Source organism: Nostoc sp. PCC 7524, from assembly GCF_000316645.1.
Classification (GTDB): Bacteria; Cyanobacteriota; Cyanobacteriia; order Cyanobacteriales; family Nostocaceae; genus Trichormus.
The window spans coordinates 1,654,494-1,676,927 of the sequence record NC_019684.1 but is presented as its reverse complement, the minus strand read 5'-3'; the positions used below and the strand labels follow the sequence as shown (position 1 = coordinate 1,676,927).

The window sequence follows — 22,434 nt, the reverse complement described above, 5'->3', positions numbered from 1 at the left end:
TTGATTCATGCGTCCTCGCCAAAATATTTCGGAAATTTTTTCAACTTTCCTACAATTTGATGATGATTGCTTTGGTTATTGGGTATGTGATGCCAAGCTGCGGCAAAGCATGGAAAAGTGCTTGTTAGAGACATCAAAAACGCAACTATCAGCAAATTTTTGGGAAATCTACTGGCATCAACACTGGCACAATCAACCTAACTTGTTAGCGGCAGGACATCTCACAGCTTATTTACAAGAGACCTGTTTTTGGGCTGCTAAAAGGACGATTCTCCAATTTGCTAGTGTGCAGTATAGTTTAGCTGACTGTTTTCAAATTGCGATTATCGAAGTACCGAAAATTCTGCAAGCTTGTAAACCTGACCAAAAAGCTAGTCTCAAGGGCTACAGTGATGTAGCCTTTGGTAATATTATTCGTGATACTTTACGCAAGAAACAAGAAATAGATTTTTGCAGCGATTGGGCATTATTGTTGAAATTAAGCCGTAAGAGACTACAAGAATCATTACAAAATTCTGGGTTAACGGATAAAACTATTGCTCGTTACTTGTTAGCTTGGAAATGTTTTACAGATGGCTATATTCTGAGCAAATCGACAAAAGTGAGAAAGTTATATCAACCGGACGAAGATACATGGAAAGTAATCGCTCAACTCTATAACCGCGATCGCTTCACAAAACTTGATCCTCCTGGGCCGGAATGCAACCCGCAAACTTTAGAAAGATGGTTGCTTTTGTGTGCTAAATACGCGCGTTCTGACTTATATCCTGTTGTCTATTCACTGAACATTCCCTATAAAGATCAGGGGGATAGAGAATTACAAGATGAATTACCAGACACTTCCTATAATGAATCTTTGCTGACAAATTTAATTGCCGCAGAAGAAGCGGAAACTCGCAAAAATCAACAACAGGAAATTTACAACCTATTAATGACGACCCTGGTAAAACTGCCTCCTCAATTACAACATTTGCTACAACTATACTATCAGCAAGGACTAACCCAAAAACAAATTGCCCAACAACAACACCTCCAGCAATATCAAGTTTCACGTCAATTAGCGAAGGCTAGAGAATGCTTATTGCTAACAATTACCAAGTGGAGTCAGGAGACAGTGCATATTTCTCCTAGTTCCAACGTAGTTAAAGATATTAGTGCAGTGTTGGAAGATTGGTTACAGAATTACTTCAGTGATATGCAATCGTACTTCTCAAAGGAACAGTAGCTATGTTATCTTCTGGCGTTCCACCAACTCAACTTTGGTTAGGGGTTTCTCCAGCAATTCAAGATCAAGCTTGGCAACACAGTCAGTCTTACGTGAGTCCCTGTAGTCGTTGGAATGCCTTTCTCAATCAAGTTTGTCTCAATACCTTTCTTCCCTGGTTGCAAAGGGAGTATATACCAGAAGCGGTGAGTGATACTCTGCCCAAGATTTGGGAAGTAGTCAACGGCACAGCCATAACTCTGGCTACAAAACGCCTGATCCTGATCCCAGATAAAAATTTAGAAACTAGAGAATTTTATGTACCACAAGAATGGGTAGACATTCCCCAATGGGCAGGAGATTACTATCTAGCAGTACAAATCAATCCCAATGGTGAATGGATGAGAATTTGGGGCTATACTACCCATGAGCAATTAAAAAATCAAGGTAGCTATGATCCTCAACAAAGGACTTACTCTTTAGATGCCAATCAAATGATTGAGGATTTGAGTGTACTTTGGGTAGTGCATCAGCTGTATCCCGAAGAAAAAACACAGACTGCGATCGCTCCTTTACCTGATTTGTCAACTACCCAAGTAGAAAACCTCTGGCAAAGATTAGCAAATCCGACAATTACTAATCTTCGGCTAGAATTACCCTTTGAAATCTGGGGAGCATTACTAGCTAGGGAAGATTGGCCACAACAACCACAACAAGACCCAGTGGTGGTTAATTTGCGTCAATGGTTACAAAATATGTTTACAGATAGTTGGCAAACCATCGAGACATTCTTAGGTGAACAGTCAGATTTTGCCTTTAGCTTTCGTCAAGCTATTGATGAAAATGAACAGTCAATCCAACGATTTCACGTAATTGAACTACCAAACAACAATCAACCTACTATATTATTAATGTTAACCTTGACACAGCAAACAGACGGTAGGTTAGGAATCCGCGCTCAGTTATCTCCAAAAGACCGTAGCTTTTACCTACCTGAAAATCTCAGACTAGCATTAATTTCTGTTTCAGGAGAAGTTGTCCAATCAGTAGCAGCACGGGAAGCAGATAACTCCATCCAACTTAAACGATTTAGATGTCCGGAAAACACTTGTTTTAGTCTTCAGGTTGTCTTAGATGATTTCCACTTCACCCAAGAGTTTGTTAGCTAGGTTGAGAAATTTGTGAAAGATATAGCAGAAGGCAATAGGCAATAGGTAATAGGCAATAGGTAATAGGCAATAGGTAATAGGCAATAGTAAAATCCATGCCATGAATAAGTTTGAGCTTTTATTCATGTCCTAATCGCCTTGTCCACAGCCATAACATCACTTATATTCTTAGCCATGAGTAAACTGATCATCCTCAATTTAGGAAAAGGAAACTTAAAACAAGGATTTCCCACAGTCATTGCTCAACTGTGGCAAACAGATGCTCCCACTCCCATGCAATTCACTGGTGGATTACCTGCTGCACCACAATTGGAGTATCTTTATCGACGTTGGCAACAAATGTATACAGCCTTATATGCCCATCTAGGATGGCGCACTCGCAACTTTGCCAACTTTGAAATTGATGAAGAAGACGTTACTCATATTTCCCACCAGGAGTTTGACAACCTCTCTCAAGAATTACAACATAGTTTAAATTCATGGCTAAGTAGTCCACTGTTTCTCAATATTGACCGTAAAGTACGTACACAACTATTACCGACAGAAGAAATTCGCTGCATCATTACTGCTGAATCCCCAGAAGTTTTACAGCTGCCTTGGTGTCTGTGGCATTTTTTGAGTGATTACTCACAAGCAGAAATTGCTCTAAGTCCGCCAGAGTATAGTTGTTCTGTGAAAAGAAACCTGAAAAAGCCTCACGGTAAAGTCAGAATTTTAGCTATTTTAGGCGATCGCCACCAAATTGATCTCGAAACAGATCGAAATTTACTCCAGCAGCTACCCCACACCGAACTCCAGTTTTTAGTTGAACCCAACCGTTGCCAACTCACAGAACAATTATGGCAGTCTGGTTGGGATATTCTTTTTTTTGCGGGGCATAGTTCTAGCCAAGGCCAAGGACGAATATCCCTAAATTCCGAGGAAACTTTAACCATTGAGCAATTAAAGTATGGATTACAACAGGCGATCGCTCAAGGGTTGCAGCTAGCAATTTTTAACTCCTGTGATGGTTTGGAACTAGCGCAAGATTTAGCTGATTTGCATTTACCGCAAGTCATTGTTATGCGTGAACCTGTTCCAGACAGAATCGCACAGGAGTTTTTGAAGCACTTCCTAGAACTTTTTTCACAAGGAAAAACTCTATATGCAGCTGTTAGAGAGGCAAGACAAAGATTACAATCCCTAGAAAATGATTTTCCCTGTGCAACTTGGTTACCCATTATTTGCCAGAATCCAGCAGAAATATCACCAACTTGGCAGGATTTATCTGGACGTAGAGTGGGTTTACAGCTACCACGCCCTCATATGGGACAGTTCCCAGCAGTTGTTGTCAGTAGCTTAATGACTACTTTCATGATCGTATTGATCCGCTTATTAGGGGGACTGCAACCATTAGAGTTAGCAGCATTTGACCAGTTGATGCGATGGCGGCCTCAAGAACAACCAGACTCGCGGCTTTTGGTTGTAACTGTTACTGACCAAGATATTCAAGCACAGGGAAAAGAACCCCGGCAAGGTTCTCTCTCCGATAAACATCTCAACTTATTGCTAGCAAAATTAGAACAATATCAACCAGCAGCTATTGGTCTAGATATATACCGAGATTTTCCCGTGAGTGCCAACCAACCAGAGTTAGCCAAGCGGATGCAAACTAGCGATCGCCTCATTGCCATCTGTAAACGGGCTGATCCAGAATACGATCCGACAGGCATCTTACCCCCACCAGAAATACCAGAAACACGGCTAGGTTTTAGCGATTTTATCGAAGATGACGACAGTGTACTCCGTCGTCATTTATTAGCGATGACTCCCAACCCGATTTCATCAAGTTGTACTCCGGCTTACGCTTTCAGCATCAAATTGGCATTTCTTTATTTACAAGCACAAGGAATTACAGCCGGATTTACTCCAGAATGGAATTTACAACTGGGGAATAAAACCTTCCCACGATTGCATAATCGAACTGGCGGTTATCAGTCAATAGATGCCCAAGGTAGCCAGATTTTATTGAATTACCGTTTTTCGCCCACAGTGCAGGCGATCGCTCCCCAAGTTACCCTGACGCAAATATTGAATGGAAAAGTTAACCCCCATGCCATCAAAGGCCGGATTATTTTGATTGGTGTCACCAGTAATAGTAGTAGTGATTATTGGTTTACACCATACGGTAAAAGTCCGGCGAAAACCATCCCAGGAGTAATTGTTCAAGCCCAGATAGTGAGTCAGATACTGAGTGCCGCTTTAGATAATCGACACTTAATATGGGTTTGGACTCAATGGGGAGAAATTGCCTGGATTGGCAGTTGGTCTTTGATAGGGGGTCTGCTGGCTTGGTATTCTTCTAGAAAGACTTACTTAGTTATTGTTGTAGGTGCAGCATTAGTGACGCTGTACAGTGTTTGTTATTTTACATTCATCCAGGGTGGCTGGATACCTTTAATTCCACCAGCGATCGCATTGGTATTTACTATTCCTCAAGTTACCTACATCAGCAAAAAATTACAAAAAATTTAGCTTAACCTGACAGAAGCCAATTAACGATTCAGCGTGAAAAATTCAACCTTGCAAGCATTCTCTGATCATTCAGCGTGACTTGGGAGAACGAAATAGCTCTGCTTTCTAAAAAAACCATTAAATAACATCGAATCGTACCTATCGTCAAGATGGTCAATATTTAATAAAGTCAAAAAATCAATAGTTCTAAATTCTTGATCAATTGCTGGAGAGCTACATATTTTTGCCCCCATTCTCAAATATAGCTTTAACAAAGGTGGGATAATTTGAGAGTCAAATACAGTATTTTCTGTTATGGATTTAACTTGATATTGATTAGTGGGGTGGCAAAAAAAACCAGGATGTATCATTTGTTCATTTTGAAAGTAATGATAAATAGGAAGAGCCAAAGAATAATTTTTTGTAAATATTGATGAACATCCGAATAAATATTGTTTGCGATAGTGGAGTAAATAATTTACAAATCCTTTAAACAACAAAAATAATGCACCAGTATTGCGATATTCGTCTAATACACAGGCACGTCCTATTTCTATTCCTTGCTCAAGAATATTATTAGGAAGGGAACTGAGATTAAATATCTTGCTTGAATAAAAACCCAATCCTTTAACAGCCATACTATTAGTCTGTAATCTATAAGTCCCAATAGTTTGACCTGTTTGTTTATCAATCAGCATTAAATGCTCGCAATATTCATCAAATTCGTCAAATTCAAGATAATCTTTACCTTGTTCGTTTTCTGTTTCCAGGTTAAAAATTTGGAATCGTAACTGAAATATTGATTTTAAGTCTTCTTGATCAGAAGCAAATTTTAGAATGTAATTTTTAGTTTCTTCTTGGAGCATTATATTTGAGTTTATTAAGTATTTCATCAAGCTTTATAAACAATCAGGCAGTTCATCTTCTACTAACCTTAAGGGAGCATACTGGTAGGCAATAATAGTTATTAACATAATTAAAATTCCCATAACCATAAACATCAGACCAAGACCACGACCTGTTCCAGTACCGATAATTTTTCCAATACTTCCAGCTAGTGGACCATTAACTGTGATTAAAGGTTCAAATACTCTCTCGGTCAAGGGACCTGCAACTAGGTAAGCTAGAGGTCGTGATGACCAAGCTACCATGCGTCTAATTGCAAAAACTTTTCCCTGGACATCAGGTGCCACCTTGGTTTGCCAAATGGCATTAGAGGAACTTTGGAACATCGGTATTGAAAAAAAGGCGATAAACCCCCCAATAGTAATTAAAATAACAGAGGTTTGTATTCCCACCAAGAAAATACCTATACCCAGCAGAAACTCAAAGCTAAGTACACCGTATATGAGTCGTTTTAGACCTCCCCAAATACTCATAGTAATGCTACCAATTAACATACCGCTACCGCCAATTGATAATACCATACCTAAAGTTTTTACTGATGCAAAAGACAAAACTAGAGGTGTAAATAAAACTTCAGAAGTGCTAACAGCAAAGTTACTAATAGTGAAGAATATTAACAGTCCCATTAGTCCAGGTCTGGCTCTAATGTAGTTCCAACCGTATATAGATTCCTGTAGGAGAGAACCTTTGCCAATTTTCCCAGCAACTGTGATCTCTGGTTTTGGGAATTTAACAATTAAGAGTGTCACTAAAGCGAACAAAAAAGTTGCTAAATCTAGCAAAATTACACCGTGTAGTTGGATTAAAATTATCAGAAATCCTCCACAAATTGGTGATAGCAATTGAGCCACAGATTCTGACAACTGAATCATGCCATTAGCACGACTAAGATATTGTTTGGGGACGAGTAGGGTGGTAGCAGCACTATAAGCAGGCCATTGAAAAGCATTGGAGATAGAACTAACGGTGGTAGCAAGATAAATATGCCAGATTTGTAGTTGTCCAGTGATCAATAGTAAGACTATACCGAAGGTACTCAAACCTGCCACTGAATCGCTGAGAACCATTGCCCAACGACGATCCCAACGATCTACTAAAGCTCCGGCTAGGGGAGAAATCACTAAGCCCGGTAACATTGTAAAAAAAGAAATTAGAGCGAACTGAGTGACCGAACTTGTGCTTTGATATACCCAAATGCCAAGGGCAAAGTTGGTAAGTTGAGAACCAAATAAGGAGACGAGTTGACAAAACCAGACGGCAAAAAAAGTCTCCATACAGTTATTTTTTTCTCATTATTTCGCTGAGTTTGTATAAGCTTCTGGATGATATTGCCAAATTTTTGTAGGTATCCATAATCCTTGTATTTTTAGATTTTGCAACCGATATAAATATGCAGCACCAGTCATAATATGGTGAGCAACATCAACAACTCGCCGATTATTTGATTTAGCAAGATAAGACTCTTTAACCCAGTTATTGAAAGCACCCATTGCTGGCCCACACCAGATTTGATAGTCCATTTCTCGACCTTGTTCTCCAAAATTAGACCAACGAGAAGAAAGTCCTAAATAAGAGCGAAAAATCAGTGCCATTTTGCGTTTAGGATTATTATCTGCTCTAGTAATTTGTTCTGGATCACGTTGAGAGAAGTAGTGTACAGTATCTTGCCAAACTTCCTCTAAAGTTTTGCGGAAAATCTGTTTTTCTAATTCTTCCCTATCTGTTTTTGGAATTTCATCAATGGAATTATAAGCTTTGTAGAATTCAAAAAGTTTCTGCGCTCGCATGGGGAATAAAGTTCCTCGTTTGAGAACCTGTAGTTTTACACCCATTTCAAACATATCTGCGGCTGGTGCCAGCATGACATCTGCCATACCCGCCTGAGCCAGTAAATTTTTTGTATGCACAGATGCCCCAGCTTCGATGCAGGATTGATTAACTGAACCAGTTACCACATAGGCGGCACCCATCATAAATGCAGCTAGGGCTGAGTGTGGCGTACCAATTCCTCCTGCTGCACCAACTCTGACAGATGTTTCATAATTATATTTTTGTTGCATCTCATCTCGCAGTGTCAGAATAGAAGGCAACAGACAAACTAAAGACCGATTATCTGTATGACCGCCAGAATCTGCCTCTACAGTAATATCATCAGCCATTGGTACTTGTGCTGCTAAGTTGGCTTGTAATTCAGTAATTAAGCCTTGAGAAACTAGCAGTTTGAGGATTTTTTCGGGTGCTGGTTGTAGAAATTTTGTGGCAACTTCAGTCCGAGAAATTTTGGCAATAATTTTGTTGTTAATCTCAATTTTATTGTCAGAATTGAGACTCAGACCAGCAGTTCGATAATAAACAATATTAGGAGTTAAATCCAAGAAAGCAGAAGCTTCAATAGTTTTTACACCATATTTTAGATATAAATCAACAGTGCCTCGCTCAATGGCATTTTCACTAGGGCTGTGAATTAAATTAAAAGCATAAGGTCTACTAGGTAATGCTTCCTGAATCCGATGGATAGCTTGCTCAATCCGATTAGGGACTAAACCGCCAGCACCGAAGGAACTGAGAATTTTTTCTTTTCCTAAAGCAATAACTAATTCTTCGGAAGCAATACCATTGGCCATGGCACCTGCTGCATAGGCATATTTCACTCCATGAAAAGTCTGAAAACTGGCATCACCTAATTGTTGAGGCATTAAAGGTGGCACAGCTGTTATGGTGTCAATTATTTCAGATGTACCATCATTTGCATCAACTAGATATCCTTCATTTGTTACCCCAATTTGACCTTGCTTTTTGACAAAATAACAGGGTAATTCCAAATTTAATAATTTAGCTTTGATGCCTTCATTATCAAAGGCAATTGAATCTAATGAGCCTTGCCAAACTGGATTATGACTATTAGGTTGGTATTCAAATTTTAGTCCATTATTGTGAGAGTTTAAGGTTGTTGTTGTCATGGTAATCTCCTTAATTCATTATAAACAAAACTTTAATTTTTCTGATAATTCTTGAACATATGGTTGTGTAAGCATGGTGTAGTGATTGCCTGGGACAATACAAACATCTATGGATTGTGTGGTTAACTCACTCCAACCCAATGTTGAATCATCTAAATTGCCAAATAACATTTCACTAGCACGGAAAAGAGTAATTCGAGTTGAACCAATTTGCGGAATATAGTTTTGTAAAGCTTGGAGATTCGCCTGGAAAACTTCTATCAAAGGTCGAATCTGCGGTGATTTCAAATCTGAGGTAACAATCTCGCTAATTTTTGCCTGCTTTAAGACATGATTTATCTGCTCTTCAGTAGCTAATGCGGCGATAAAATCATAGGATACTGTCAGACTTTTACCAACATAGCTTTCTAAATTCTGAAGGAAATATTTAAGTAGTAAAGTATCGTTAAAATTACCGGAACGCATTTGAATATAATTGGGTGTCCAGCTATCGAGTAAAAACAACTGCTCTATCTCATGACCCTTCTTTTGTAGCTGAATAGCCATTTCAAAAGCAACAATACCTCCCATTGACCAGCCACTTAACAAGTATGGTCCTTGGGGCTGAACAGCACGGATAGCATCAATATAATAAGCGGCCATATCTTCAATTCGAGTATAAGGCTGTTGTTGCCCATCTAATCCTTTGGCTTGTAGTCCATAAAAGGAGCGATTAGGCTCTAAACAACGTGCTAAATCAAAATAGTTGAGTACATTACCCCCAATACCATGAACACAAAACAAAGGTTGTTGAGAAACATTTGACTGAATTGCTACTAAAGGAGAGCAACTCGAAGAACTAATGTTTTGACGCAGAAGACTAGCTAGTTGCTCAATGGTTCTACTTTGGAAAAGTGTAGCTAGTGGTAGGCTTTGTCCAAATTGCTGTTGAATTTGATTCATTAACCCAACAGCTAACAGGGAGTGACCCCCCAGTTCAAAAAAGTCATCTTTGACACTTACAGGTTGAATCTTAAGAGTTTGTTCCCAAATATTTACCAATTTCAATTCTAAAGTGTCACAAGGTGCAACGAAAGATCCTGCTAATTCTTGATGATACTTTGGTTCTGGCAGATCACAACGATTGACTTTGCCATTTGGTGTGAGAGGTAAAGCCTCTAAAAATACGAAGAAAGAAGGAATCATGTACTCTGGGAGCTTTTGGCAGAGGAAGTGTCGCAGTTCACTAATAGTGGGAGTCTGCTCCTGAGCTGAGACGAGGTAAGCAACTAAGTATTTATTACCGGAAGTATCCTCTCTAGCTGTAACTACAGTTGCTTGTATATTGGGGTGCTGACTGAGTGTGGCTTCTATTTCCCCCAATTCAATGCGGAAGCCACGGATTTTCACTTGATGGTCAATCCGCCCTAGGTATTCAATGTTGCCATCTGGTAAGTAGCGAGCTAGGTCGCCAGTTTTGTATAGCCTTGCTTGAGTATCATGATTAAAGGGGTTAGAAATGAATCTCTCTGCTGTCAATTCGGGACGGTTGAGATAGCCTCGTGCTAGACCAAAACCACCAATGTGCAGTTCTCCAGGTACACCAATCGGCACTGGTTGCAAATAATGGTCGAGAATATAAATTTGAGTATTGGCGATCGGACGACCAATGACAGACTGATTGCTATGTTCGGTGAATTCTGCAATACTGGCGCAGATAGTAGCTTCCGTTGGCCCGTAGCCATTGAAAAAATGTCGCCCAACATACCATTTTTTCATGAAAACAGGAGAACAGGCTTCTCCTGCCACAATTATTGTCTGCAATACAGGGAGTTTTTCTACAGGCAGAACTGCCAATGCTGATGGTGGCAGTGTAATATGTGTAATACAACATTCATTTAATAACCGTATTAATTCTGAACCTGGTATGAGATCGTCTTTTTTTGCTAGGTAGAGTGTTGCACCAGAAACCAAAGCCATCACTACTTCCCAAATAGAAGCATCGAAGCTGAAGGAGGCGAACTGGAGAACACGACTTCCACAACCTACTGCAAATGTTTGAATTTGTACTTGGGCAAGATTAGATAAACCTGAATGTTTTACCATTACACCTTTAGGCTTTCCTGTAGAGCCAGAAGTGTAGATTACATAAGCTAAATTCTCTGGTTTAACCTCATTCAATACATTCTCCTGACTATGCTGGGCAATTCTATCCCAATCAGTATCCAAACAAACTACCTGTGCTATATGTGTTGATATATCTTTAACAAGATGCTGTTGCGTCAGTAGCATTAATACCTGTGCATCTTTGAGCATAAAACTCAGACGTTCTTGGGGATAAGTAGGATCGAGCGGTAAATAAGCAGCACCAGCTTTCAGAACTCCCAGTATACCTATCAACATTTCTAAGGAACGTTCCACACAAATGCCGACTAGGATTTCTGATTTTACACCCAGAGTTTGCAAGTAGTGTGCCAATTGGTTCGCTCGACAATTTAACTGATAATAAGTTAGTTGTTCGTCTTCAAAAACTACGGCTACGGCATCTGGAGTTTTCTCTACCTGTTCCTCAAACAAGTGATGTATACATTTATCTTGGGGATAATCTGCTTGAGTATTATTCCACTCCACTAATAACTGTTGTTGTTCTGCCTTGGTAAGTAAAGGTAGTTTGCCAACAGATTGCTCTGGATGAACAACAATTCCCTCTAACAAGGTTTGGAAATTTCCTATCATCCTCTGGATAGTGCTGGCATCAAACAAGTCAGTGTTATATTCCCATACTCCTATCAACCCTTGGGAGTTTTCTTCAATAGATAAAGTCAAATCAAACTTTGCTGTGAGATTTTCTACTGTCCAAATACTCGAAGGCACATCAGCAAGTTCCAACTTTTGCATCGGAGTATTCTGGAGTACAAACATTACTTGGAATAGTGGAGTATGGCTTAAATTTCGTTGTGGTTGCAATGCTTCTACTAGCATTTCAAAGGGTAAATCTTGATAAGTATAGGCTGCCAACGCCACCTTCCGGACTCGCTGTAATAATTCTTGAAAACTGGGGTTGCCTGACACATCAGTGCGAAGAACTAAAGTATTGACAAAGAAACCAATTAATCCCTCAATTTCCTTGTGATTGCGGTTAAAAACAGGAGAACCTACGACAATGTCAGTCTGCTGAGTATAACGATAAAGTAGTACATTAAATGCTGTTAACAATGTCATGAACAGAGTCACACCTTCTTGGCGACTCAACAATTTAAGTTTTTCAGTGAGTGCCTCAGACAATTGGCAGGATTCAACTGCTCCTCGAAAGGTTTGCACTGCGGGTCGTGGTCGGTCTGTGGGCAGTGATAATAAAGTAGGTACATCTGCAAGTTGTTGCCGCCAATAAGCGAGTTGTGATTCTAGAGCTTTTCCTTGTAACCATTGCCGTTGCCAAACCGCAAAGTCAGCATACTGAATGGATAGTGTTGGTAGTGATGAAGGTTTACCATAACAGAAGCTATTGTATATGACTGTCAGTTCTTGAGAAAGTACACTTATTGACCAACCATCGCTAACAATGTGGTGCATGGTCAGTAGCAAAACATATTCTGTTTCATCTAGGTGTAATAAGCTAGCTCTCAGTAAACAATCTTCAGCAAGATTAAAGGGACATTGAGCTTCTTCAAATGCTAATCTTTGACTCTCGATCTTCCGTTCAGCTTTTGCCAGTGGTCGTAAATCTATTACTGGCATTGTCCAACTACGTTTGGGGTGAATGATTTGTACAGGTTGCCCGTTGATTGCGGCAAAGTTAGTGCGTAATACTTCGTGGCGACGGATAATTTCTTGGAAGCTTTGTTCTAGGGCAATGATATTGAGCTGACCTTGAAGTTTTACTGCTCCTGAAATATTGTACAATGATTTATTGGGATGTAACTGGTCTAGAAACCACAAACGCTGTTGGGCAAAGGATAAGGGTAGGTATTCCTCTCTGGAAATTGAAGTCAGAGTGAATTCTTTACTTGTCTGGTTGTAATAGTTAGGATAGTTAGCTGCTAATTGCCGGATACTAGCACCATTAAGAAATTGATCAATTGAAATATTCCATCCTAGTTGATTTTGTAACTGATTTTTTAACTCGGTTGCTGTTAGAGAATCAATTCCTAGAGTCAGAAGTGATTCTTTTATTTCTGATATAGATAAATCAATTTGTAAAAGGTGAGAAACCAATTCTAAAAGATAAGCTTCTATTTGGGCTGTTTGCTCATCGGGAGACATTCCTAATAAAGCATCTCGCTCTAAAATTATCTTTTGACTTAATAGCTTAAATTGATTGATACTCTGACTGAGAATACTGCTTTGCTGTTCTCCACTAAGAGAAGAATTAAGAAGTTTTTTTAATTCCGCTAGCTTAATTTTCAGAGTTGTGGTCTTAGGTAAATCTTCAACTATATGAATCTTTTGAATGCGGAGATGATTAGGAACTTGAGGCGAACGAGCTTGAATTTCCTGCCATATAATATCAAGGGCTTGTTGATTAGAAATGTTGGTTGAGAAGACATTGCGATCTAGAACAACTGCCGCATGAACTGCTTCACCGTAACCTCCCATCGCTGGCATTCCTAAAACTGCTAGTTCTTGAACTCCTGTGATACCTTGATAATAATTAGCAACTGCTAGAGGACTAGCTTTTTTCCCACCTGCGGTGACAATCAGATCCTTGATCCGATCTGTAATAATCAGATTGCCTCGACTGTCTAAACTTCCTAAGTCGCCTGTATGAAACCAACCTTGCTGATCAACTGCTTGCTCAGTTGCTTCCACATTGCGGAAATAACCCCGCATTAGGGTGACACCACGAACACAAATTTCTCCTTCGTTGCTGGAATTGCCAGTGTGGTCAATACGAAACTCGACCCCCTTGAACGGTTGTCCTACATGACCTTGACGTTGTTGGGATAGGTTATTGCAGACGTTAATTCCTGTCTCTGTTAAACCGTAAGCCTTCAGGATGGTAAAACCCAGTCGTTCTAATCCTCGTTCTACCTCAGATGGTAGGGATGCAGCACCACAACAACACACTCTTAACTCTCCGCCAAAAACCTGATGTACTGACGAAAAAATCCATCTACCTGGGTTCCAAGGAGTCAACTGTCGGATTTGTTCACAAACAGTACCCAGTATCTGGAATATGAGACGTGTCAGTAGACCCCTTTGCTGGATTTGGCGCTGAATCTCACTATAAAATAGTTGGAATAAGCGAGGCACTCCTGGCAACAGGGTTGTCTGGGTAGCCTGCATAGCTGTTAAGATGGTCTCTTTGTCAACTGTTTCTAAAAAAGTTGCTGTTGCACCCATTAGTAGAGGAGCAATGAGGTTGCAGATTAGTCCAGCAATATGGTTCATAGGCAAGATGCAGAGGACACGATGTGCCTGTTTCTCTTCTTGAAAACCAATTGCATTCATACAACCTAAAGCACTGTAAAGTAAGCTTTGATGCTCCAGCAGGACACCCTTGGGTCTACCTGTTGTTCCTGAAGTGAATAACAAAACTGCGATCGCTGGATCTGGATCGCTAGTTGGAGGCATATCTGAACTGATATGATGGGGTGTGCCAGGAAAGTTTAGCCAGTCTCCTTCAATATCCAGAACAGGCATTTTTTCCTTGATTTCAAGAGTTAAACTGTTCCAGAGTTTACGTGAGACAAGCAATGCACGAGAATCAGAAAATTGAATCACTTCCTCTAGGTCATCTACAGGCAATGACGAATCAATCAGGACGGGAGTAGCACCAGCAGATAGAATTGCTAAGTAAGTAATAACCCACTCTGGACGATTTTCTGATAATAGGATGATGCGATCACCTAAGTTTATTCCTACTTTAATAATTTGCTTAGTGGCGAATTCAATTTTTTCTATTAAATCAGTATAACTATAAATTTTTAAGGGTTTATATAGAGAAAACATCTGTAATGCTGGGCGTTCTTTCCAGCAGATAGCTTTTTCTTTAATCGTCTCTTGTATTGTTGCTAATGTCCCTTTGATCATAATAATTACTGAATCAAGCTCCAATATTTAATAGAAAAACCATTTTGTTTAGCAATCTTGTTCAAAGTGCGGTCAGGATTTACTGCTACTGGATGACCAACAGATTTAAGCATGGGCAAATCTGAAATACTATCTCCATAGGCATAACTCTTACTTAAGTCGATGTCTAACTGTTCAGCAAGATTCTGTATTGCCCTTGCTTTTCCTTCATCAGTGATAGAATCGCCAATTATTTCCCCTGTATAGCATCCATTATTAATTTTAAGACTCACAGTTAGTATGACATCAGCACATAAAAACTTTGCTAAAGGCGAGATGATAACATCCAAAGAACCACTAACTAAAACTATACATTTTCCGTTTTTTTTGTGTTGAATGATACAGTCTTTAGCAGCAGGGAATAGGCGATCGCAAAGTTTTTCTGCAAAATATTTTTGACTCAAATCTTGAAGATGTGCTACAGATTTATCACAATAATTACGATAAAATACCTCGTTGAATTTAGTCCGACTGATACGATCCAGCAGCATATAATAAGGGATTTGAATCACTACTCTCAAGTACAATTTCCATCTATCTATTAACGAAATGTTTTTTGTGGACAAGTAAAGATAGTGATCTATGGCATTACCTTTAATCAAAGTGCCATCTACATCAAAAAAAGCCGCAGTTATAGACAACTCTCATTACCTCCTTTACTTTTTTAGAGTTTACAAGTTTGATTCCACTAAGCAAATTGCCACATCTTTAATTTCATAAATTCTCAGATTTGGTTTCCATAAGCTAGCATCTCCAACTAAAGTGACTTTATCCTCAGTAATCTCCAGTCGAGAAATATGAATTTCTAAATACATCTGTGTTTGGGTGTGAGGAATTTGTCCCCGATATTTCCAAATCACTTGATGGTCTATTACAGGTACAAATCGGGGTGATTTCATGTATTTGCCTAAATCGAGATGTAAAGCATAGGCTTGCATAGCTTGCAAAATCGCTTCTACACCTAAAGAGCCGGGCATGACTGGATCTAAATAAAAATGGCACTTAAAATACCAATCAGTCGGTTTAACTTCTTTTGTTGCATAGATATATCCCTGGTGATAGTTTCCTCCACCTGCAATTATTTTCAATTCATGAAGTAAATCTAATTGATATTGTGCTAGACGATAATTAGGTCTAATTGAGTTGACTTGATAATATTGATTTCGACTTTCTGGAGTACGTAAATCAATTTGTATTTCTGGTAAGTTTAGTGTATTTTGAGTCTCGTACCAAGGTCGAACATCCTGACCACGATCTAAGCCTACTTGATTAGCTAAAGCTTCAGGACTAAAATAACCAAATGAAGCGTCTCCTGTATAAAATATCTCACCATCACAGGCTACTTTAAATTCAAAACTTTGTAGGATATTACCTTTCATATTGATTGAAGAAAGCAATGTAGATGTATTGGTAATTGTTTTACCTCGAATGTCTATATTTTTAGTTAAGTATCCTTTACCATCAAGATTACGAAAACACAAACTTTGATTTGGATATAGTAATGTAGTTCCTAAATAAGCAGATAAAAAACCACAAGGTTGCAGACCAATTTCCATCAAAATTGAGTAGGGTATTGTCTCAGAAGAGTTTTGACGGTAATACCAAGGATCTAAAGGAGCATCATATTCAGTAACAATTGTTGATCCTTTTGTGAATTGATGGCGTTGTCCCTTAACTTCTAAAACACGATGCACTAATTGGAGGTGGGTATTAGGCATCCGTGAAGCTATTACTGTACCTTGATCATAAATTCCATATTCTGAACCAAAACATTTAGCAGCTGAACCTGTACAAAATTCTTGGACTTGTTCTTCATTTAATAAAGTAGGCTTTTGGGTTTTTAACTGTGTAGATGCTGTCTTTACTAAATGGTTAGTATGAGTTGAATTTTCAGGATTCTTTTCCGATAACTGTAAACCTAAATCTTGGAAGTGAACTATTGTTTTGCCATGCAAAATAATATCGACGTTACATTTAACATAAGGTTTTGGTGTCAAACCTATTTCGGTGATTTCCATGCGGTAGATTAATTTTGCAGACACGGGAGTCACTTGTCCCCGACAACGCACTACCTGCGGTAAATTGGGAATAGGTTGAAATCTAGCATCGGTAGTATATGTCTGCAATCCTAAATACAGCATATAAAATTCCAACAGATGACTACAACCTTCTGCCATTAATGAACCTGCCATCACTTGATCATCTTTAAAATGACAGGGAAAATACCAATGTTCTGGGTCGAGATTTTTTTCCCCAATGATCAGACCTAGACCCCAAACTCCGCCTGTAGTTTCAATTGAAGTGACTCTATCAATCATCAAGATGGCTTTGGGTGGTAAACGCAGAGATGGATTTAAACCATATTGACAATAACTATCACCAAAGCAAGCAGCAATATTACCTTCTGTGAGATTTAACATATCTGACTCATCAAAGGTTGATTTTTGGCAAATTAGCAATGGTTCAAAATATTGTTTTTGAATTTGGCTTCTTTGTGCTAGTTCCTTATCGGTGAAAATAATGCCTTTTCCTTGTTCTAATTGTTGATCAGAGAAGAATCCGGCACAACCTCCATCCATTTTTAAAACCATTTTTTCACCGACGAAGCACTCATAGCTAAAGAAAAATAGGAGATTATCTCCACTTCTGACAAAGGAGTTGATTTTAATGTCATATCGTAAGGTTTCACCCTCTTTGGGGAAATCATCTAAGAACGTGAGGGTGCAATCTAGGAGACGATAAACTAAGTCGCCTTTATTTTCAAAATCAATTCCTAAGTAACTAATTAATAATAGGTCGCATTGACCAGATTCTACGGCTACACACAAGGGAATCTGACCATCAACAGAATACCAAGCATCATGAGGAATATCATATTCTGTAGTCATAGAACATGGCTTGAAGCGACCTTTTTCTGCATCTATTTTGGTAACTCTACTTACCAAAAGATAAGGAGGCATAGGTAATCTAACTCGCCGGGAATAGGAATCAATAGTTTGATAATCTTGACCAAATATAGAAGCTATATTTCCTTGTGCAAATTCCAATAAATCTGCTTCATTCCAGACAATATTGGATGGTTTAGTATAGGCATTAATGGAATTATTTGAGTTTAGAGTGTTTATATTGGCATTAGACATATGTTTCTGTGTAGCTATGTTACTGTTTAACTTCTGTTCAGATACAGCAATTTGCAACTGAATTATTTTCAGATTATTAATTGAACTAGATGGTGTAAACATGACTCTTTGGTTGATGTTTTTTGCTGGTAATTGATTACAGATTTTATGTGATGTTACTGGTAATTCAAATATTGATTTATTCTCGTCATTAACAATTGAAGAATAAATATGAGAACCTCCTATTATGATATTTTTAATAATTGAGGTTCTTGGGGATGAAGTTTTCATTAATGGACTATAAAGATGTAATAGATTGACAGATACATTATGACTTATTATTGTTGCCAAAAGCCTAACAATATTAGTATGATCATCAACACCTTTATTATTAATTGCTATAGCTATATGTTCTAGTTCCTTGAGATTATCATCAATCCATCGAGAACAATTATTTTTCGCTCCTACCTCAATAAAAATCCTTACTCCATCTTGATAGAGTCGGTTAATCAGTTGTGGAAAATCTACTTTTTGGCAGCAAAGTGTTGCACTATTATGGGCAAGAGAGTTAGTGTCAATAACTAACCTATCAGCAGTCACTCCTGAATAAAAATCAATATTTGGAGTATTTTGAATAGGGATGGTGTGTAGTTTAACTATGTCATTATATACAGATTGTACAATTTCACAATGCAAAATACTGTCGAAATTAATAGTAATATAACGGCATTTTAGTTTTTTAATTACTCTCAAACAAGATTGGGGATTACCAGCAATGACTACTTCTTGAGGAGTATTAATAAAAGTAAGATAAACTTGATTTTCTTGCTTTAAGATTTCTACAACTTCTAATACTGATGCTTTCAGCAGATAAGATGTCCAAAATTTTTCTTCTCCCGCTTTCTGAGTTAGAGGCAATCCCCAAAACTGACGGCCTACTACACAAGCACCACACAACTGAGTTTTAAACAAAGGTGATTCCATCAAAGCAGCAGTGGCACTGGTTGCATAAGAATGATATTGAGGATTCCAGACTCTTAACGCAAACAACATTCCACTAGCTTCACCTAAACTATATCCGCAAGCAACTTGAGGTTGTACTTGGAAATAATCTTGGAGAATGAGGGTGTATAGCGATGCCAAGCTGATGCTGCTTAAACACATAGCTACCCCGTCGTTAAAAAACTTATCAATTTTTGCTGCCTGTCCTACCTCTGAAAGTTGCGTTAAACTTCTAGGATAAATAAGCTTTTCACAAAGTGATTGACTAATATTAGATACTGAGTTTGAGAAAGTATTATAAACTTGAGGAAATAATCGAAAAATATCTTTTCCTAGTCCAATGTCAGCACTACCCATACCAGGGTAGACAAAAGCAATTTTTCCTTTTTTAGCTAAAGGATTGGCTGTAAAATAACTGCCCAGAGGAGTTTTCCATTCACCTGTTTGCTGAAATGCTTTGTCAATACTGTGAATTGCTAAGTTAATTTCTTTGAGTAGTTCCTCTCGATGATGACCAACGATCGCTAACTTATAATTTGCTTGTATATTCTGTTGAAAATTTTGATAAGTTTGAGTAGCAGTTGTTGCCAGACATTCTGTATTTTCTATTTGTTGCTTTAATTTATTAATCTCTGCCAGCAAAGCAGTTTGATTATCAGCCGCTAAAGGAAAGAGATAAAAAGGAGTTTGTGCTAAATATTTGCTGGGACGCTCTTGTTGGCTTGTTTCTTCCGAGATAATCAAGTGAGCATAAGTGCCGTCTAACCCTAGTCCATTGATAGCTGCAATTCTTTTAGATACTCCTTCATCTAAAAACCAAGTTCTTGATTCATTAGCAACATAAAAAATACTATCCTGCCAATGTTCTAAATGTTTCGGCTTTGACCATTGGGGCGTAGCAGGAATGTATCGATGATACAGGCAGAGGGCGGTTTTAATTAAACTAGCTATGCCAGAAGCCGCGTATGTATGACCAATGTTGGCTTTAATACTACCTATACAGCAAGTTAAAGTGTCATTTTGTGATGTTTTATTGTGTCTATATGCTAGGTTCAATCCTGTGATTTCAGCAGTATCTTCTTGGGCAATACCACTACCAAAAACTTCCAGATAACCAATATCTTGGGGTTGAATATTGGCGAGATTAAATGCCTGCTGACAAACTTGTTGAACTGATTCAGGAAATTTATCTTGACTGTTATTTTGAACTAGAGCGATCGCATCAATAACGGCATAAATTCGTTCTTGTTGCTGTTGGGCAGTTTCATAACGTTTGAGAACAACTGCACCAGCACCTTCTCCCACCATCCAGCCGTTAGCGTTGATATCATAGCTTAATGTATGAGTTCCTGTATTAATAGGTGCTAGCTGATGGCGTAACAGCACATTTTCAAATCCACCAGCTAAATCTACAGCCCCTACTACAACTGCGTCTACTTCACCCTGACTCAATAGCATTTGAGCTATTTCCAAGGATTTAAACACTGAATTTTCTTCAGCAGAAACGGTAAATGCCGGTCCCGAAAAATCCCACAATGCGGCAATTCTAGCTGCCATAATATTCCCTATGAAGCTAGTATAATTATTCACTCTTGCTTCAGGATATAGACTACTTTTGACAATGGTTTCTAACTCGGCAATTTTTTGAGTTGATAAACCAATATTCTCTTTTTTTAAGGTAGCTGGAATTTGCCAAGTTAAATCAATACGCCCAAGATATTGGTGTAATGCTAATTCTGTTCCCATTGCTATGATGACAGCAACATTTTCTCCTGCAATTATCCCTGCATCTTTAATGGCATTATCGGCGACTTTCAGCATTAACAACTGTTGAGGAATCAGTTGATCTTCCTCAATAGGTGGAATTTTGAAGCGAAGAAAATCTAGATCAAAATCTTGAATATATGCTCCATCAGGGGCTTTCCCATCTGTAAAGCCATAGTCTTGGAGTAATTCAGGTTGTAACTCGATTCCTTTCCATCGTTGAGGCGGAACAGGAATAAAGTGCTGTTGAGCCTCGTAGATTGTGCGATCAAAATCATCTAAATCTTCACAAGAGCTGAAGCAGGCATCCATACCCACAATAGCTAAACGATTTTGGCTGGAAGTAGGTTTAGTTAGATTTTCTGTTGTCAAACCCAAGTCTAAATTTTCTGGCTTTGACGATTCTAGGATCAGATGAGCATTTGTGCCACCAAAACCAAAGGCGCTCACTGCGGCACGTTTAGTAGAAGTGTTATTGGGCCAAGGTATGGTTGCATTGACAATTTGATTGGCACAAATCCCTCCATTATCTGAACTCAGAGGCTCAATCAAGTTAATAGTTGGTGGAATTACCCCTTGATTCATGCTGAGAATCACTTTAATCAAGCCAGTCATCCCTGCTGTAGTTAACAAGTGACCAAAGTTAGACTTGACAGAACCAATCAATGGAGAGGCTTGATATCTACTGAAGAAGGCATCCATAGAGTTGAGTTCTGTTATGTCTCCAATGGGTGTGCCTGTGGCGTGACACTCTATATAATCAATACTATTGGGATTAATGCCCGCATTCTTATAGGCTCTTTCAAAGGCTAGGATTTGACCTTTGGGGTTAGGATTAAGAACAAATTTACCTTTACCATCATTGGATAAGCCAATACCATTGATAGTAGCGTAAATGCGATCGCCATCTCGAATTGCATCATCATATCGCTTCAGCACTACCATGCCAGCTCCTTCTGCGGAAATTAATCCTCCTGATGACTTATCCAAGGGACGAGTCACACTATTTTCGGGATAGGCTTGAAAGATGGAAAATCCCATATGGATGAAAAGCGGATCAGCACAACTAACTGCACCAGCTAACATTAAGTCAGCTTTGCCTGATAACAAGTAATCACAGGCTAGTTTAATTGCATAAAGCGATGAAGCACAGGCTGCATCTAAAGAAAAGTTGATGCCAGAAAGAGATAATGCCTGAGCAATCAATGCTGCTGGATATCCAGATAACAAAGCATTTAAGGGAGATAAATCATTAGATAATTTCGGTAAATGTAATAATTTATCTTGTAAAAGCTCCTGAATAGCTGAATTAATTACCTTGTGATATGTAGATGCAAAAATTCGATGGGAAAATCTAGTAGGAAAGGAAAGATTGCCTAAAATGACACCACAGTTTGACAAAACAGAGCGATTTTTTAAATAACCACTATCTTTCAAAGCTTGGCGTGAAACATATAACGACCATTGATAAAGTTGATCCAACTTTTGAAGGATTTCTGGAGCAATTTCATATCCAGCAGCATCAAATTGAAAATCTCGAATATAGCCACCCTTCATGCAATAGTATTTGTCAGTCTTTCCTTTAATTGAATTGTAAAAAAAATTGGCATCTACCCCCATTTGCTCTTGATTTGCTAAAGAGGTTAAATCTTTTTGTTCAATTAAATTTTGCCAATATTTTTCAGGGTTTTCTGCACCCGGAAAAAGACAAGATAGACCAATAATTGCAATAGGTGTCATAATATAATTTTGTGAAATTTTATTTA

At 38.6% G+C, this 22,434-nt stretch carries 9 protein-coding genes; 3 read left to right on the top strand and 6 right to left on the bottom strand.

The features are described from left to right. Positions 1-7 precede the first annotated feature (7 nt). The 3 genes from NOS7524_RS06600 to NOS7524_RS06590 all read left to right on the top strand — a co-directional run bounded on the left by NOS7524_RS06600 (position 8) and on the right by NOS7524_RS06590 (position 4,887). Complete coding sequence (locus NOS7524_RS06600; protein WP_015137702.1) at positions 8-1,225, top strand: sigma-70 family RNA polymerase sigma factor; 1,218 nt, start codon at positions 8-10, stop codon at positions 1,223-1,225. A 2-nt stretch (positions 1,226-1,227) separates the two neighbouring features. Further along, positions 1,228-2,373: a DUF1822 family protein gene (locus NOS7524_RS06595; RefSeq protein WP_015137701.1), complete on the top strand. Its 1,146-nt coding sequence runs from the start codon at positions 1,228-1,230 to the stop codon at positions 2,371-2,373. A 174-nt stretch (positions 2,374-2,547) separates the two neighbouring features. Continuing rightward, entirely contained in the window at positions 2,548-4,887 is a 2,340-nt protein-coding gene (locus tag NOS7524_RS06590; protein WP_015137700.1) for a CHASE2 domain-containing protein, read from the top strand. Between the two features lie 65 nt (positions 4,888-4,952). Here NOS7524_RS06590 and NOS7524_RS06585 read toward each other — a convergent pair whose 3' ends face one another. Genes NOS7524_RS06585 through NOS7524_RS06560 form a run of 6 tightly spaced genes read right to left on the bottom strand, consistent with a single transcriptional unit; the run spans position 4,953 to position 22,408 of the window. Continuing rightward, positions 4,953-5,732, bottom strand: a complete 780-nt coding sequence (locus tag NOS7524_RS06585; RefSeq protein ID WP_015137699.1) for a GNAT family N-acetyltransferase — start codon at positions 5,730-5,732, stop codon at positions 4,953-4,955. Positions 5,733-5,765: 33 nt separating this feature from the next. Continuing rightward, positions 5,766-7,046 carry an MFS transporter gene (locus tag NOS7524_RS06580; RefSeq protein WP_015137698.1) on the bottom strand — a complete coding sequence of 427 codons (1,281 nt, stop codon included), beginning with the start codon at positions 7,044-7,046 and terminating at the stop codon, positions 5,766-5,768. Between the two features lie 18 nt (positions 7,047-7,064). Then, positions 7,065-8,732 (bottom strand): PfaD family polyunsaturated fatty acid/polyketide biosynthesis protein, encoded by a 1,668-nt coding sequence (locus NOS7524_RS06575; protein ID WP_015137697.1) that lies wholly within the window; start codon positions 8,730-8,732, stop codon positions 7,065-7,067. Positions 8,733-8,750: 18 nt separating this feature from the next. Further along, positions 8,751-14,744, bottom strand: coding sequence for a non-ribosomal peptide synthetase (locus tag NOS7524_RS06570; protein ID WP_015137696.1), 5,994 nt, complete (start codon positions 14,742-14,744; stop codon positions 8,751-8,753). Positions 14,745-14,749: 5 nt separating this feature from the next. Then, complete coding sequence (locus NOS7524_RS06565) at positions 14,750-15,424, bottom strand: HAD family hydrolase (RefSeq protein ID WP_015137695.1); 675 nt, start codon at positions 15,422-15,424, stop codon at positions 14,750-14,752. Positions 15,425-15,454: 30 nt separating this feature from the next. Further along, positions 15,455-22,408, bottom strand: coding sequence for a beta-ketoacyl synthase N-terminal-like domain-containing protein (locus tag NOS7524_RS06560; RefSeq protein WP_015137694.1), 6,954 nt, complete (start codon positions 22,406-22,408; stop codon positions 15,455-15,457). Positions 22,409-22,434 lie beyond the last annotated feature (26 nt).

Excerpts from the sequence above, each read along its gene's own strand:
- NOS7524_RS06575 (WP_015137697.1), bottom strand. The coding sequence starts at position 8,732 with ATGACAACAACAACCTTAAACTCTCACAATAATGGACTAAAATTTGAA.
- NOS7524_RS06570 (WP_015137696.1), bottom strand. The coding sequence starts at position 14,744 with ATGATCAAAGGGACATTAGCAACAATACAAGAGACGATTAAAGAAAAA.
- NOS7524_RS06590 (WP_015137700.1), top strand. The coding sequence starts at position 2,548 with ATGAGTAAACTGATCATCCTCAATTTAGGAAAAGGAAACTTAAAACAA.
- NOS7524_RS06580 (WP_015137698.1), bottom strand. The coding sequence starts at position 7,046 with ATGGAGACTTTTTTTGCCGTCTGGTTTTGTCAACTCGTCTCCTTATTT.
- NOS7524_RS06600 (WP_015137702.1), top strand. The coding sequence starts at position 8 with ATGCGTCCTCGCCAAAATATTTCGGAAATTTTTTCAACTTTCCTACAA.
- NOS7524_RS06560 (WP_015137694.1), bottom strand. The coding sequence starts at position 22,408 with ATGACACCTATTGCAATTATTGGTCTATCTTGTCTTTTTCCGGGTGCA.
- NOS7524_RS06595 (WP_015137701.1), top strand. The coding sequence starts at position 1,228 with ATGTTATCTTCTGGCGTTCCACCAACTCAACTTTGGTTAGGGGTTTCT.
- NOS7524_RS06585 (WP_015137699.1), bottom strand. The coding sequence starts at position 5,732 with ATGCTCCAAGAAGAAACTAAAAATTACATTCTAAAATTTGCTTCTGAT.